Source organism: Pseudomonas sp. R-28-1W-6, from assembly GCF_009799925.1.
GTDB lineage: Bacteria > Pseudomonadota > Gammaproteobacteria > Pseudomonadales > Pseudomonadaceae > Aquipseudomonas.
Genome location: NZ_WELK01000002.1, coordinates 298542 through 313207, shown reverse-complemented (window position 1 = coordinate 313207; position 14666 = coordinate 298542). Strand labels below are relative to the sequence as shown.

Annotated in this window: 13 protein-coding genes and 1 tRNA gene; 6 read left to right on the top strand and 8 right to left on the bottom strand. The window is 66.9% G+C overall.

The genetic code is table 11. The features are described 5' to 3' along the window. Positions 1-89 precede the first annotated feature (89 nt). The 5 genes from F3I62_RS05695 to F3I62_RS05675 all read right to left on the bottom strand — a co-directional run bounded on the left by F3I62_RS05695 (position 90) and on the right by F3I62_RS05675 (position 7040). A complete protein-coding gene (locus tag F3I62_RS05695) occupies positions 90-1712 on the bottom strand; it encodes a methyl-accepting chemotaxis protein (RefSeq protein WP_160488711.1) in 1623 nt (540 codons plus the stop codon). A gap of 180 nt (positions 1713-1892) precedes the next feature. After that, a complete protein-coding gene (locus F3I62_RS05690) occupies positions 1893-2987 on the bottom strand; it encodes a DUF1513 domain-containing protein (RefSeq protein WP_160488710.1) in 1095 nt (364 codons plus the stop codon). Then, the gene (locus tag F3I62_RS05685) at positions 2988-4049 is read right to left on the bottom strand and encodes an imelysin family protein (protein ID WP_160488709.1); all 1062 of its coding nucleotides are present in this window, start codon (positions 4047-4049) and stop codon (positions 2988-2990) included. A gap of 10 nt (positions 4050-4059) precedes the next feature. Further along, positions 4060-5475: a di-heme oxidoredictase family protein gene (locus F3I62_RS05680; protein ID WP_160488708.1), complete on the bottom strand. Its 1416-nt coding sequence runs from the start codon at positions 5473-5475 to the stop codon at positions 4060-4062. Between the two features lie 236 nt (positions 5476-5711). After that, entirely contained in the window at positions 5712-7040 is a 1329-nt protein-coding gene (locus F3I62_RS05675) for an imelysin family protein (RefSeq protein ID WP_160488707.1), read from the bottom strand. 182 nt (positions 7041-7222) lie between these two features. Here F3I62_RS05675 and F3I62_RS05670 point away from each other — a divergent pair, with 182 nt between their 5' ends. Continuing rightward, a complete protein-coding gene (locus F3I62_RS05670) occupies positions 7223-7795 on the top strand; it encodes a LemA family protein (protein WP_160488706.1) in 573 nt (190 codons plus the stop codon). Positions 7796-7797: 2 nt separating this feature from the next. Beyond that, complete coding sequence (locus tag F3I62_RS05665; protein WP_160488705.1) at positions 7798-8712, top strand: GIDE domain-containing protein; 915 nt, start codon at positions 7798-7800, stop codon at positions 8710-8712. A gap of 27 nt (positions 8713-8739) precedes the next feature. Here the strand turns inward: F3I62_RS05665 and F3I62_RS05660 are convergent, their stop codons facing one another. From F3I62_RS05660 to F3I62_RS05650, 3 genes are all read right to left on the bottom strand, one after another. Beyond that, a complete protein-coding gene (locus F3I62_RS05660; protein ID WP_160488704.1) occupies positions 8740-9246 on the bottom strand; it encodes an RDD family protein in 507 nt (168 codons plus the stop codon). Between the two features lie 104 nt (positions 9247-9350). Then, positions 9351-9563 (bottom strand): cold-shock protein, encoded by a 213-nt coding sequence (locus F3I62_RS05655; RefSeq protein WP_160082300.1) that lies wholly within the window; start codon positions 9561-9563, stop codon positions 9351-9353. Between the two features lie 290 nt (positions 9564-9853). Then, positions 9854-9937, bottom strand: a tRNA-Leu gene (locus tag F3I62_RS05650). A gap of 109 nt (positions 9938-10046) precedes the next feature. On the opposite strand from F3I62_RS05650, the gene queA reads away from it, so the two are divergent. The 4 genes from queA to secD all read left to right on the top strand — a co-directional run bounded on the left by queA (position 10047) and on the right by secD (position 14658). Continuing rightward, a complete protein-coding gene (gene queA, locus F3I62_RS05645; protein ID WP_160488703.1) occupies positions 10047-11096 on the top strand; it encodes a tRNA preQ1(34) S-adenosylmethionine ribosyltransferase-isomerase QueA in 1050 nt (349 codons plus the stop codon). Positions 11097-11101: 5 nt separating this feature from the next. Further along, positions 11102-12220, top strand: coding sequence for a tRNA guanosine(34) transglycosylase Tgt (gene tgt, locus F3I62_RS05640; RefSeq protein WP_160489031.1), 1119 nt, complete (start codon positions 11102-11104; stop codon positions 12218-12220). 166 nt (positions 12221-12386) lie between these two features. Next, the gene (yajC, locus tag F3I62_RS05635) at positions 12387-12728 is read left to right on the top strand and encodes a preprotein translocase subunit YajC (RefSeq protein ID WP_160082296.1); all 342 of its coding nucleotides are present in this window, start codon (positions 12387-12389) and stop codon (positions 12726-12728) included. A gap of 61 nt (positions 12729-12789) precedes the next feature. After that, positions 12790-14658 carry a protein translocase subunit SecD gene (secD, locus tag F3I62_RS05630; protein ID WP_160488702.1) on the top strand — a complete coding sequence of 623 codons (1869 nt, stop codon included), beginning with the start codon at positions 12790-12792 and terminating at the stop codon, positions 14656-14658. The last annotated feature ends 8 nt before the right edge of the window (positions 14659-14666 follow it).

Below are 14666 nucleotides of genomic sequence, written 5' to 3'. Positions count from 1 at the left end.
AATTACCGCTGCCGATTGCCGCAACGCTGTGTCGCGGCAATCGCCCGTCCAGGCCTTGAACCGGCACCTCCCGGTGCCGGCGCGCGGGCTCAGGAGGCCAGGCTGCGGGTCACTGCGCCCAGCGCGCCGGAGAGCTGGTGCAGGTTCTGGCTGGCGGCCTGGGTGCGCTCGACGTTCTCCTGGTTGGAGCTGGCGATGGCGGTGATCTCGGTGAGGTTGCGCGAGATGTCCTCGGCCACCGAGGTCTGCTCCTCGGCGGCGGTGGCGATCTGCCGGTTCATGTCGCGGATGGCTTCCACCGCGCCGGTGATGCGCTGCAGCATGGCGCCGGCCTCGGTGACCTGGGTCACGCCTTCCTCGCTGCGGTTCTGTCCGCTCTCGATGGCGCGCACGGCGTTGAGCGCGCCGGTCTGCACCGTGTCGATGATCTGGTTGATCTCGGCGGTGGATTCGGCGGTGCGCTGGGCCAGGGTGCGCACCTCGTCGGCCACCACGGCGAAGCCGCGGCCCTGCTCGCCGGCGCGCGCGGCCTCGATGGCGGCGTTGAGGGCCAGCAGGTTGGTCTGCTCGGCGATGCCGCGGATCACTTCCAGGACCTTGCCGATGCGCCCGCTGTCGGCTTCCAGGCGGCGGATCACCTCGGCGGTGTTGGCGATTTCGCCGCGCATGCCGGTGATGGTCTGGATGGTCGCGTCCATCACGCGGCCGCCCTGGCGCGCCGAGCTGTCGGCATCGTCAGCGGCATGCGCGGCCTCGGCGGCGTGGCGGGCCACCTCCTGGGCGGTGGCGGACATCTCGTGCATGGCGGTGGCGACCTGGTCGGTGCGCTCGAACTGCTCGTTGATGCCCAGGGTCATGCGCGAGGCGATGCTGTTCAGCTCGCCGCTGGCACTGTCCAGGTTGCTGCTGCTCTGCTGCAGGCTCTGGGTGGTGCTGGCGAGGAAGTCGCGCAGGGTGTTGGCGGCGATGGCCAGCATGCCCAGCTCGTCGGCGCGGGTGGTTGCCACGCGCTGGCCGAAGTTGCCGTGGCTGAGCTGGTCGACGTGGGTGATCAGGTGGCGGATCGGGATGATCAGGTTGCGGTTGACCAGCCACAGGCCGAACAGGGCGATCACCACGCTGGCGGCCAGCAGCAACAGGCTGCCGATGAGGATGGTGCGGTCGGCGGCGGCGTTGATCTGCTTGGCCTGTTGCAGGCTGTGCTCGCGGAGCTGCTTGACCAGGGCGCTCATCTGCTCGCTGGCCGCGCGGTCGATGCCCTTGACCGCGGCATCGCCGACGGCGGCATCGCCAGCAGCGGCGATGAAGGCGTCGCGGCCCTTGCGGTAGTTGGCGCCGAGGCTCTGGTGCTCGCTGCGCAGGCGCTCGACCTGGGCTTTCAGGGCCGGATCATCGGCGGCGATCTGCGCCAGCTGGCCCAGGGTGTCCTGCACCTTGCGTTCCTGGGCCTCGAACTGGCCCCAGTACTTGTCCAGATTGGCGCTGTCGCGGCCGCGCAGCAGGACGTTCTTCCACTCCTGCACCTGGATCTTGAACTCGACGTTGGCCGCATCGATCAGGCGGGTGGCCTCCACCGGGCCGTCGAGCAGGCCGCGGTAGGCCTGCATGCCGCCGGAGAGGAAGCTGAAGCAGGCCAGGGCGGTGATCAGGATCAGCACCAGGCTACCGCCGAGCAGGGCGAGAATCTGCGCGCGCAGGGACTTTTGCAACATGGGGGGGACCTCTTCGGGGTAATGGCCACCGGTGCCTGTGTGGGCGCCGGGGCTGCGGATATCCTTATCACCCGGCAACGCAATGCCGGTGACAGCAGGCCGGCAGGGATGCGGGCGTGCGCTCATTATAGGTCGGCCTTGAGCCTGCACAGGGCCATGTGGGGCATCACGGCGCGGGGCTTAGGCCAGGCGCAGGTGGTTGTCCCACAACCCGGCCGGCAGCTGCAGCGGGTGGGCGGCGATCGGCGTGGTGCGGCAGTCGTACAGGCGGCAGCGGCCCTGACCGGAGGTGACGACGAAACCCTCGCTGACCGCGCCGACCCCGGCGCAATCCGGCAGCGGGGCGTCGAGCAGCAGCTCGCTGCTGTCCAGGTTCCAGATGAAGAAACGGTTGCCGCGCGGTGCGGTCAGGGCCAGTAGGCGCAAGTCGTCGTGGATGGCCAGGCTGGCGGTGTACTGGTGCATCGCCGCGCGCTGCGCCTCGCCCAGGGGGAAGGCCTGGAAGGGCTGGCCGGGGCGTTTGATCGCCAGCAGGGGCGCGGCGTCCAGCGGGTCGCCTTCGTACTGCTGGCCGGAGACGATGGTGCCGTCGCTGGCCACGGCCAGGTGGCGCACGCTGTTCATCTGCTGCGGCAGCTGTTCCTTGCTGAGCAGCGTGCCGTCGCGCCGCATCAGCACCAGGCTGGGCTCCATGGCCTGCAGGTTCATCATCACCCGGCTGTCGGCCTCGGTGCGGATGCCGCCGTTGGCCACCACCAGGCTTTCGCCGCCGGGCAGCCAGAGCAGTTGGTGCGGGCCGATGCCGTGGGTGGAGTGCTCGCCGATGCGCTGCAGCCGGTTGTTCTGCAGGCGATAGACGCCGAGCACGCCACGGCCCGGCTGCGAGGTGTCGTTCTCGGTGCTGTAGAACAGCTCGCCGGCCTGGTGGAACAGGCCGTGGCCGTAGAAGTGGCGCTCGTCCGCGGCGGCCAGGGTCTGCAGCAGGCGGCCGTCGCGGGTGTCGATCAGGTAGCTCTCGCGGCTCGGCCGGCGGCCGACGAACACGGCCAGCGGCTGGGTCGGGTGCGGTACCACGTCGTGGCAGCGTTCGGCGACCGGCGTGGCGAAGGCCTTGCTGCCGTCCAGGCGGTAACCGACGGCGTAGTGCTGGCCGTCGCCGTCGTCGCGGGCCGACAGCAGCAGGGGTTGCTGGCCGTGGCTGAGCAGTTTCCAGCCGCCCAGGGAGGCGGCGGCGAGGGCGGCGCCAGTGAGGCCGAGGAAGGCTCTGCGTTTCATTCAGTCACCATCGTGGGCGTTGAAGCCCAGCTGGATGCCGAGGGCCTTGGCCAGCTCGCCTTCGTGCAGGCGGTGCAGCTGGTCGAGGCTGTCGTAGAAGGCGTTCAGCTGCTGGCGGCCGGCGTCGTCGGCGAGCAGTTCACCGAGCGGGCGCTGCTGCGCGGCCAGCAACTGGCGGGTGCTGCCGTACTGGGCGTCCAGGCGCCGGGCCAGGTCGGCCTGCTCGCTGCCGAGCAGGACCTTGATCCCGTCGTTGTTGGCGCCGAGCCAGACGCGTTCGGCGCTGGCCAGGCTGGCGGCGAGGCTGGCCAGGCTGGCATTGCTGCGCCAGAACTCGGCCTGGTAGGGCTGCGCCAAGCCCTTGCTCTGCCGGCCTAGGGCGGTGCCGAGCTTCTTCTTCAGCCCGTCGAGGGCGCTGACCTGGGCGCGCAGCAGCTCGCCGACGGCTTCCGTGGCCTCCGCGTAGCGGGCATTGGGGAAGGCTTTGAGCTGGGCGGCCATGCCGTCCTGGGCCTGCCACTGGCCGAGTACCCTGGCGCTGAGCTGCGCCTGGTGTTCGCCGATGGCGATCAGCAGCGGGCAGTAACGGGCTTTCTGCGCGGCCTGGTCGAGGTCGATGGCGCCATCGAACAGCGCGTACTCGTAGGCGGTGAGCCCCTGGACCACCACGCTGGCCTGGTCCAGGTCGGCCTGGGTCAGCTGCGGCTTGCTCTTCAGCAGGCTCTCGACCTGGCGCTGCACCAGGTTCTTCTTGTCCGGCCAGAACTGCACCTGCCAGGCCTGGTTGCCTTCGGCCAGCGGGCCGACCAGCAGCGGCTGCAGGGCGGCCCAGCTGCCGATGCTGGTGTGCAGCGCCTGGCGTGCCGTGGCGAGGTCCTGGCTGGCGGCGCAGAAGGCCTTGGCGCTGGCGGCCAGTTGCTGGTTGCTTTTGTCCCAGCTGGCGTAGGCCGGCAGCAGGACGCCGTCGGTCAGCGCCGTGCTGGCCAGCTGCCTGGGATCTTGCGGGCTGCAGGCGGCCAGGACGAGGCCGAGCAGGGCGACAGCGAGGGGCGTGCGGATCATGCCGTTCTCCTTAGAGGGAATTGAGGAAGGCCAGCAGCGCGCTGCGCTGCTCGGCGTCGAAATCGAGGACCCGGTTCTTCGCCGCCTGCGCCTCGCCGCCGTGCCAGAGGATGGCCTCCAGCAGGTTGCGCGCGCGGCCGTCGTGCAGGTACTGGGTGTGGCCGTTGACCTCCTGGGTCAGGCCGATGCCCCACAGCGGCGCGGTGCGCCACTGGCGGCCGTTGGCCTGGAACTCGTCGCGGCCGTCGGCCAGGCCATCACCCATGTCATGCAGCAGCAGGTCGCTGTAGGGGCGGATCAGCTGGTTGGCCAGCTCCGGCTCGGCGGCTGCGGCGGTGGTGGTGGTGAAGCTCGGCGTGTGGCACTGCTGGCAGCCGGCCTGGTGGAACAGCTGCTTGCCGCGGCGCACCTCCAGGCGGTCGACGTCGCGCCGGGCCGGGACGCCGAGGTTGCGGGTGTAGAACAGCACGCTGGCGAGGATGCTGGCGCTGACTTCCGGCGCCCCGCCGTCGATTGTGGCGCGGCATTCCAGCTGGGCCGGGCTGCAGTTGTCCTGGCCGATCAGGCTGCTGGTCAGGCCCATGTCGTTGGCGAAGGCCTCGGCGTTCTGCTGGTTGAGGCCGGGCTGGCCGGCCTTCCAGCCGAAGCGGCCGAGCACGCTGCGCTGCTGGGCCCGGTCCCAGACCCGGTTGGGCACGCCGCGGATGCCGTCGGCGTTGCGATCCTCGGGGTCGGCATTGGCCAGGATGGCGGCTTCGGGGATGGCTTCGAGCAGGCCCAGGCCGATCATCGGCGGGGCGATGCGGGCGGAGAGCCGGGTCTGCGGGTGCAGCTCGCCATAGGCGAGGCGGCTGAGTTCCAGCTTGGGCTGGCGCAACTCGACCTGGCTGCCGTCGGCAAAGCGTACCGGCACGCTGCTGTAGCTCACCCGCACCCTGGCTTCCGGGGCATGCCCGGGGTTGCTCATGTCCTGCAGTTGGCCACCATAGACGGGCTCGGGGATCACGCCCTGGCGCTGCAGCAGCTCGGCATGGGCAGGCGAGTCGTCCGCGGGAATCGACAGGCGCACCAGCAGGGAGGCTGCCGTGCTGGCATCCGGTTCGGGCGGATGACCGCGGCCGTCCTTGATGTGGCAGTTCTGGCAGGCGTTGGTGTTGAACAGCGGACCCAGGCCGTCGCGTGCGGTGGTGGTCGACGGCGCGATGACCCAGGGGTTGCGGAAGAAACTGTTGCCCACGCTGAAGTCCAGGCGCCGCGACGGGCTCAGGTTGGCGGAGGGCTGGGAGAAGGCATTCTGGTCGGCCTGGCGCACCGTGGCACTGCCGGCGGAAAGGGCTTCGCCGGGCTCGGCCGGTGGCGGCGCCTGTTCACAGGCGGCCAGGCTGAGGGTCAGCGCAAGCACACAGGGGCGCAACGGGAAGGGCATCGAGCACGAACCTGAACGGAGAATCAGGCGGGCAATCTTAGCAGGCTAATGGAATTCGAATAAGAGGGATTTGCGTTTGCAGCCTGAGGCGCGCTGCCGCAGGTATCGATGGCGGGCATGAAAACTGCCGGAAGCACTGTTGATGTCGCGTGGCGACGGCCCGAACGGGGCGGGATGGCCGGCCATAAAAAAACGGATGCGCCTGGTGGGCGCATCCGCTGCCAGTGCCGAGGGTATCAGAACTGGTGGTCGGCGGTGTCCGGGTTCAGCTCGCTGATGCCCAGCTTGCCGGCGGCCTGTTCGATGGCGCCGGTCTGGGTGACCAGGGCGGCGATGGCGTCGCGGACGATCTGCTGGCCGTCCTTGTTGTCGGCGGCGATCAGCTGGTCGAAGTGCTGGCCGTTGTTGGCGCTGTCGACCAGGGCCTGCAGCTTGGCTTCGGTGGTTTGCAGGTCGGCCTTGAGGGTGCTGTCGGCGGCGGCGTCGACCTTGGCCACCAGGGACGACAGGCTCGGGCCGCTCAGGGTGGTGCCGTCGACCTTCTGGTACTCGCCCAGGTAGACGTTGCGGATGCCCTTGCCGTTGTAGAAGTGCGAGTTGTGGGTGTTGTCGCTGAAGCAGTCGTGCTCGTCTTCGGTGGAATTGGCTTCCAGGGCGACTTTCATGCGCTCGCCGGCCAGTTCGCCGAGGGACAGGCTGCCCATGCCGAACAGCATCTTGCGCAGGCCGTTCTCGGCCGACTCGGCTTCCAGCTTGGCGCGGTAATTGTCGGCGTTGCCGGCTTGCCACTGCACGACCATCGCGTCGAGGTCGCTGACCAGCAGGTCGGTGGCGGCCTTCAGGTAGGCGCGGCGGCGCTCGTTGTGCTCGCCGGTGGCGCCGGCACCGACGCTGAAGTCGCTGGCTGGGCGGGCGCCGGCGCCCGGGCCGGTGCCATTGAGGTCCTGGCCCCAGAGGAGGAACTCGATGGCGTGGTAGCCGGTGGCGACGTTGGCCTCGGAACCGCCCAGCTCGTTCAGGCTGGCCAGCAGTTCGGGGGTGAGGGTGGCGACGTCGAGCCGGTCTTCGCCGACCTGGATCGAGGTGTTGGCGATGATGTTGGCAGTGGCGCCCGGGTTGCCCTGGGTTTGCGCGGTGTCGGCGGCGACGTAGTCGATCAGGCCTTCGTCCAGCGGCCAGGCGTTCAGCTGGCCTTCCCAGTCGTCGACCACGGCGTTGCCGAAGCGGAACACTTCGGTCTGCATGTAGGGCGCGCGGGCGGCCAGCCAGGCCTGGCGGGCGGCCTGCAGGGTGGCGTCGCTGGGGTTGGCGAGCAGGGCGTCGATGGCCACCTGCAGGTTCTTGCCGGTGCTGGCGGCGTCGCTGAACACGGCCAGGGCCAGGTCGGCGTAGTGCCTGACCACGGCCTTGGCATCGGCATCGGCGACTTTCAAGGTGGCGGCGCTACTGGCGGCGGCCGGCGCGGTGGCTTGCGGCGCGGCGGCGTCTTTCTGCTCTTCGCCGCAACCGGCGAGGGCGATGGCGAGGGCCAGCAGGCTGGCGGTGGCCAGGGGCATACGAGTCATGGCGAGATCCTTTACCTGTGAAGATGGGAGTGCAGTGCAGTTGCACCTGGAAACCGCGCAATAATGCGAAAGATTTGCATTTTATGCAAAGGGCTAATTATTCCGCTGCCGTGTGACCTGCTGGGACTGTGCTCGCCGCGGCGCGCCGCTAGAATGCCGGCAGTCCACAAGGAGCGTTGCCCATGAGCCTGACCGTCGTTGCCATTCTGGTTGTCCTGTTCCTCGCCGCCGTCTGGGTGGTGAGCCTGTATAACGGCCTGGTGCGCCTCAAGCACGGGGTGAGCAAGGCCTGGTCGAACATCGATGTGCTGCTCAAGCAGCGCCACGACGAGCTGCCCAAGCTGGTGGAAACCTGCAAGCAGTACATGCAGCACGAGCGCACCACCCTGGAGCGGGTGATCGCCGCGCGCAATGCGGTGGCCAGCGCCCGCGAGCAGCACGATGTCGGCGCCCTCGGCCAGGCCGAGAGCGGCCTGCGTGCCGGCCTGGGGCAGCTGTTCGCCCTCGCCGAGAACTATCCGGATCTGAAGGCCAACGACAGCTTCCAGCACCTGCAGCAGCGCATCAGCGGCCTGGAGAACGCCATCGCCGATCGCCGCGAGCTGTACAACGAGGCGGTCAACCTGAACAACGTGCGCGTCGAGCAGTTCCCGGACGTGATCATCGCGCGCCTGTTCGCCTTCCAGGCGGCCGAGCTGCTGGAGTTCAGCGACGCAGAGAAGGCCGACGTCGACCTCAAGTCGCTGTTCAACTGACCATGGATGTCGGTGGACTGGCCATCAGCCTGGCCTTCAGCGTCGGTGCCTGTGTCGGCGGTGGCTGGTGGTGCCTGAAGCGGCTCGGCGAGGCGCGTTTCCTGCTGGATACGCCGACCTCCAAGCTGCGTTCGGCGGCGCAGGGCTATGTCGAGCTGTACGGCGTGCTGCACGAGCAGCCCGAGGTGCAGGTGATCGCGCCGCTGACCGGTACGCCCTGCCTGTGGTGGCGCTTCAAGATCGAGGAATACAGCGAAAGCGGCAAGAAGCGCTCCTGGCGGGTGGTCGAGAGTGGCAGCAGCGAAGGCTGGCTGCGCTTCGCCGACGGCACCGGCGAGTGCCTGATCAACCCGGCGGGGGCCGAGGTGCGCCCGGCAACCCGCCAGGTCTGGCGCGGCAGCCTGCGCCATCCGCGGATGCAGGAAGCGCCTTCGGGTGTGCTCGGCTGGCTGCTGTCCAGCGGCAGCGAGTACCGCTATACCGAGGAGCGCCTGCATGCCGGTGAGCCGCTGTATGCCATCGGTGATTTCCGCACGGCGGGCGGGGCCCAGGCCTTCGACCTGAGCGTGGCGCAGGGTGCCGTGGTGCGCGAATGGAAGGCGGATTTCGCCGGCCTGCTGCAGCGCTTCGACAGCAATGCCGATGGGCGGCTGGACGAGGCCGAGTGGGCGCGCATGCGCGAGTCGGCGCGCAGCGAGGCGCAGCGCCGCCAGCGCGAGCTGGGCGAGGCGCCGCTGCGCAACCAGTTGCAGCAACCGCGCGAGGCCCAGCCGTTCATTCTCTCCAGTCATGGCGAGGATGTGCTGGCGCGCGGCTTCTACTGGCAGGCGGCGGGCGGCGGGCTGCTCTGCCTGCTCGGCGCCCTGGCGACCACCTGGCTGGTCAGCAACGTGTTGCTGCCGGGGTTGGCGGTCTAGCGTCCGGCATGGGCGCCTGCTGGCGCCTCAGTGCTTGCCCTGCTTGTGGATGTTCTTTGGCAGCTGCACCACCCGGCTTTCCGAATAGATGTCGTGCCAGCTGCGTCCGTCCTTGTCCCACAGCATCCAGAGGAAGCCCAGGCCGCCCAGCAGCCAGGAAATGATGGCGATCAGAAAGCGCAGCAGTGCCTGCCACAGGCTGATCGCCGAGCCGTCGGCATTCTCGATGCGCAGGCCCCAGACCTGCATGCCGAGGGTCTGGCCGGTGTGGGTCCAGAACTTGGCGAAGAAGGCGAACAGGCTGAACAGCACGACGGTGGCCAGCAGCGGGTCGCGGTCCAGGGCCCCGGCCTGGGACATCGCCAGCAGCTGTTCGCTGCCGTAGATCAGGCGCAGCAGGCCGTGCTGGTAGAGCAGGGTCACCACCATCATCAGCGCCACGCACAGCAGGAAGTCATAGAAGATCGCGGCGAAACGGCGAGGCAGGCCGGCGGTGGGGAAATCCCCCTGGGGGCGCAGCATATGTTTGGGCATGGCGGGCTCGTGGCTGAACAACTGCGCGGATTGTACGGGCAACAAATCGCAGGCACAAAAAAGCCCCTGATGTCGCCATCAGGGGCTCTTCGGAGCAGCGAAACTTAGCCCAGAACCTGGACCTTGTCAGCCTGCATGCCTTTCTGGCCTTGAACGGCTTCGAAAGTAACCTTCTGGCCTTCTTTCAGGCTCTTGAAGCCATTACCTTCGATAGCGCGGAAGTGTACGAACAGATCCGGACCGCTCTCTGGGGTGATGAAGCCAAAGCCCTTCTCGTCGTTGAACCACTTAACGGTGCCGGTTTGACGATTCGACATGTCTTATTTCCTTGAAACTAGAGTTAATGACAGCCTCTTGCTTTGGCGAAGAGGGCTGGGACTGGTTGCAGAGAGTAAGAGAAGTCGAGCGGGTTTAGCGGATCTAGGATCTACTGCACCAGGTCACGATTCATAGCGACCCATGCAAACACAGTGGGCACACTCTAGCTAACAAAAGGGGGTTTGCCAAGCCCTGCGAAACGCTCACTTTCGTGGGTTTTTTCGGCTCTCTGCGGCAGGTATTTCGGGAGGGTTTCAGGCGTCTCGAACGAGTGCTGAAACGCGGTGACTGGTGCCCCGGGGGAGACTCGAACTCCCACTTCTTGCGAAAACGGATTTTGAATCCGCCGCGTCTACCATTCCGCCACCGGGGCACGATGGGCGCGCAGTATAGGGAGCCGGCCGGGGCCGGTCAATCGTGGCGCGTGGTCAGCGCAGGCACTTTCCGGTAAGCTCTGCGCCCCTGCAAGACGAACTCCCACCATGCGCGTTGCCGACTTTCATTTCGACCTTCCCGAAGCCCTGATCGCCTCCCACCCCCTGGCCGAACGCCGGGCCAGCCGTCTGCTGGTGCTGGATGGCGAGACCGGTGCGCTGAGCCATCGGCAATTTGTCGACCTGCTCGACTATCTGCGCCCCGGCGATCTGATGGTGTTCAACAACACCCGGGTGATCCCGGCGCGGCTGTTCGGCCAGAAGGCTTCTGGCGGCAAGCTGGAGATTCTGGTCGAGCGCGTGCTGGACAGCCATCGGGTGCTGGCCCATGTGCGTTCGAGCAAGTCGCCCAAGCCGGGTTCGTTGATCCATATAGAAGGTGGCGGCGAGGCCGAGATGGTCGCGCGCCACGCTGCGCTGTTCGAGCTGCGCTTTGCCGAGCCGGTGCTGCCGCTGCTGGAACGGGTCGGCCATATGCCGCTGCCGCCTTATATAGAGCGCGCCGACGATGCCGCCGACCGCGAGCGCTACCAGACCGTGTACGCGCAGAAGGCCGGTGCAGTGGCGGCGCCCACCGCCGGCCTGCATTTCGACGAGGAGCTGCTGGCGGCGATTCGCGCCAAGGGCGTGGATACCGCGTTCGTCACCCTGCATGTCGGTGCCGGGACTTTCCAGCCGGTGCGGGTGGAGCGCATCGAGGATCACCACATGCACCACGAGTGGCTGGAAGTCGGCCAGGAGGTGGTGGATGCCGTGGCCGCCTGCAAGGCGCGCGGCGGCCGGGTGGTCGCGGTGGGTACCACCAGCGTGCGCTCGCTGGAAACCGCGGCGCGCGATGGCGAGCTGAAGGCCTTCAGTGGTGACACCAATATCTTCATCTACCCGGGCCGGCCGTTTCACGTGGTCGATGCCCTGGTCACCAACTTCCACCTGCCCGAGTCGACCCTGCTGATGCTGGTGTCGGCCTTTGCCGGTTATCCCGAGACCATGGCCGCCTATGCCATGGCGGTGCAGCAGCAATACCGCTTCTTCAGTTACGGCGATGCCATGTTCATCACCCGCAATCCCGCCCCGCGCGGCCCCGAGGAAACCCTATGAGCCATATGTCCTTCGAGCTGCTGGCCACCGACGGCCGCGCCCGCCGTGGTCGCCTGACCTTTCCGCGTGGCGTGGTGGAAACCCCGGCCTTCATGCCGGTGGGCACCTACGGCACGGTCAAGGGCATGCTGCCGCGCGACATCGAGGCGATCGGCGCGCAGATCATTCTCGGCAACACCTTCCATCTGTGGCTGCGCCCGGGCACCGAGGTGATCAAGCAGCACGGCGACCTGCACAACTTCATGCAGTGGCAGGGGCCGATCCTCACCGACTCCGGCGGCTTCCAGGTGTTCAGCCTGGGTGCCATGCGCAAGATCAAGGAGGAGGGCGTGACCTTCGCCTCGCCGGTGGATGGGCGCAAGGTGTTCATGGGCCCGGAAGAGTCGATGCAGGTGCAGCGCGACCTGGGTTCGGACATCGTGATGATCTTCGACGAATGCACGCCGTACCCGGCCGATTTCGAGGTGGCCAGGCGCTCCATGGAGCTGTCGCTGCGCTGGGCCAAGCGCTCGAAGAATGCCCACGAGGGCAATCCGTCGGCGCTGTTCGGCATTGTCCAGGGTGGCATGCACGAAGAGCTGCGCATGCGCTCGCTGGAAGGGCTCTGCGAGATCGGTTTCGACGGCCTGGCCATCGGCGGCCTGTCGGTCGGCGAGCCGAAGGAAGAGATGATCCGCGTGCTGGATTTCCTGCCACCGCAGCTGCCGGCCGACAAGCCGCGCTACCTGATGGGGGTGGGCAAGCCGGAAGACCTGGTCGAGGGCGTGCGCCGCGGCGTGGACATGTTCGACTGCGTGATGCCGACGCGCAACGCGCGCAACGGCCACCTGTTCACCGATACCGGGGTGGTGAAGATCCGCAACGCGGTACACCGCAATGACGATTCGCCGCTCGATCCGACCTGCGATTGCTACACCTGCCAGAACTTCTCCCGCGCCTACCTCTATCACCTGGACAAGTGCGGCGAAATGCTGGGCAGCATGCTCAATACCATCCACAACTTGCGCCATTATCAGCGCCTGATGGCTGGTTTGCGCGAGGCAATTCAACAGGGTACATTGGCCGCCTTTGTCGATGCCTTCTATGCCCGGCGCGGGCTGCCCACGCCGCCGCTGGCGCCTTGAACGCAGCTATTTCGTGACCTGGAAACGCCCGCAAGGCGTTGAAATCGAACGAAATGCACCCATTAAGGCTGCACCTGCGCTGTGCTCGCGTCGCCTTGCCCGAATTGGCTTGCCTGTGCAGCCGCCAAAAAACAACAGTTTCAAGACCTCGTAATAGGAGTTTTCCATGAGCTTTCTGATTCCCGCCGCTTTTGCCGATGCCGCCGCGCCGGCTGCCGCCGCTGGTCCTGCCGGCAGCGGTTTCGAGTGGGTGTTCCTGGTTGGCTTCCTGGTCATCTTCTATCTGATGATCTGGCGTCCGCAGGCCAAGCGCGCCAAGGAGCACAAGAACCTGCTCGGCGGCCTGCAGAAGGGCGACGAAGTGGTGACCTCCGGCGGTCTGGCCGGCAAGGTGACCAAGGTGTCCGACGATTTCGTGGTGGTCGAAGTGTCCGACAACGTCGAGCTGAAGTTCCAGAAGCAGGCCATCGCGGCGACCCTGCCGAAGGGCACCCTGAAAGGCATCTAACGAACCACTCTTCACCAACGACGGGGCGCATCAAGCGCCCCGTGTCATAACGGGCGGCGTCATGCTCAATAAATACCCCTTGTGGAAGTACCTGCTGATCCTGGCTGTGCTGGTGGTCGGCTTCATCTACTCCGCACCCAACCTGTATCCGGACGATCCGGCCATCCAGATCAGTGGCACCAGCACCGCCTTGCAGGTGGGGCAGGCCGATCTGGATCGCGTGAGCAAGGCGCTCAACGATGCCGGCATCGCGGTCAAGGCCGCCAGCCTGGGTGAGAAGGGCAGCGGTGGTCTGCTGCGCCTGACCAAGCAGGCCGACCAGCTGCCGGCCAAGGAGCTGGTGCATCGCCTGCTTGGTGACGAGTATGTTGTGGCCCTGAACCTGGCACCGACCACGCCGCAGTGGCTGCGCAATATCGGCGCCGGCCCGATGAAGCTGGGTCTGGACCTGTCCGGTGGCGTGCACTTCCTCCTCGAAGTGGACATGGACAAGGCCGTGGGTGCACGCCTCAAGGTGTATGAGAGCGAGGTCAAGACCCTGCTGCGCAAGGAGCGCCTGCGCTATCGCAGCCTGCCGCAGCAGGACGGCGCGATCCAGCTCGGCTTCTCCGATGCCGAGCAGCTGGACAAGGCGCAGGGCCTGATCCGCAAGGACTTCATCGATTTCGAACAGACCGTTGCCGAGCGCAATGGCCTGCAGGTGCTGAGCCTGGTGCTGAGCCAGGCCAAGCTGGCGGAAATCCGCGAATACTCGATCAAGCAGAACCTGACCACCGTACGCAACCGGGTCAACGAACTCGGCGTCGCCGAGCCTCTGGTCCAGCGCCAGGGCGCCAACCGCATCGTGGTCGAGCTGCCGGGTGTGCAGGACACGGCCGAGGCCAAGCGTATCCTCGGCAAGACCGCCAACCTGGAGTTCCGCCTGCAGGCCGAAGTGGATGCGCCGCGCGCTTCCAGCGAGTTCTTCGAGTTCCGCGAGGAGGGCCGTCCGGCCGTGGCGCTGGAGCGCAGCCTGATCATCACCGGTGACCAGGTCACCGATGCCCAGGCCAGTTTCGACGAGAACGGTCGCCCGCAGGTCAATATCCGCCTGGACAACCACGGTGGCGAGTTGATGAACCGCGCCACCCGCAACAACGTCGGGCGCAGCATGGCGGTGATCTTCATCGAGCAGAAGCCGATGACCCGCTACGCCAAGCAGATGGTCGACGGGGTCGAGAAAGAGCAGGCGATCCAGAGCTTCAAGGAAGAGAAGAAGATCATCAGCCTGGCGACCATCCAGTCGCCGCTGGGCAGCCAGTTCCGCATCACCGGCCTGGACGGCCAGGGCGAGTCGTCCGAGCTGGCCCTGCTGCTGCGTGCCGGTGGTCTGGCGGCGCCGATGTACTTCGCCGAAGAACGCACCATCGGCCCGAGCCTGGGTGCCGACAACATCGCCAAGGGTATCGATGCATCGCTGTGGGGCATGCTCTTCGTGTCGCTGTTCATCCTCGCCATCTACCGCTTCTTCGGCGTGCTGGCGACCGCGGCCCTGGCCTTCAACATGGTCCTGCTGCTGGCGCTGATGTCGCTGCTCAGTGCCACTCTGACCTTGCCGGGTATCGCCGGTATCGTGCTGACCATGGGCATGGCGGTGGACGCCAACGTGCTGATCTTCTCGCGGATTCGCGAGGAAATCGCCAACGGCATGTCGGTGCAGCGCGCCATCCACGAAGGTTTCGACCGGGCCTACTCGGCGATTCTCGACTCCAACCTGACCACCCTGCTGGTCGGCGGCATCCTGTTCGCCATGGGCACCGGGCCGGTCAAGGGCTTCGCCGTGACCATGTCGCTGGGCATCGTCACCTCGATGTTCACCGCGATCATGGTGACCCGTGCCATGGTCAACCTGATCTTCGGCGGGCGTGACTACAAGAAGCTGTGGATTTAAGGGGCTGA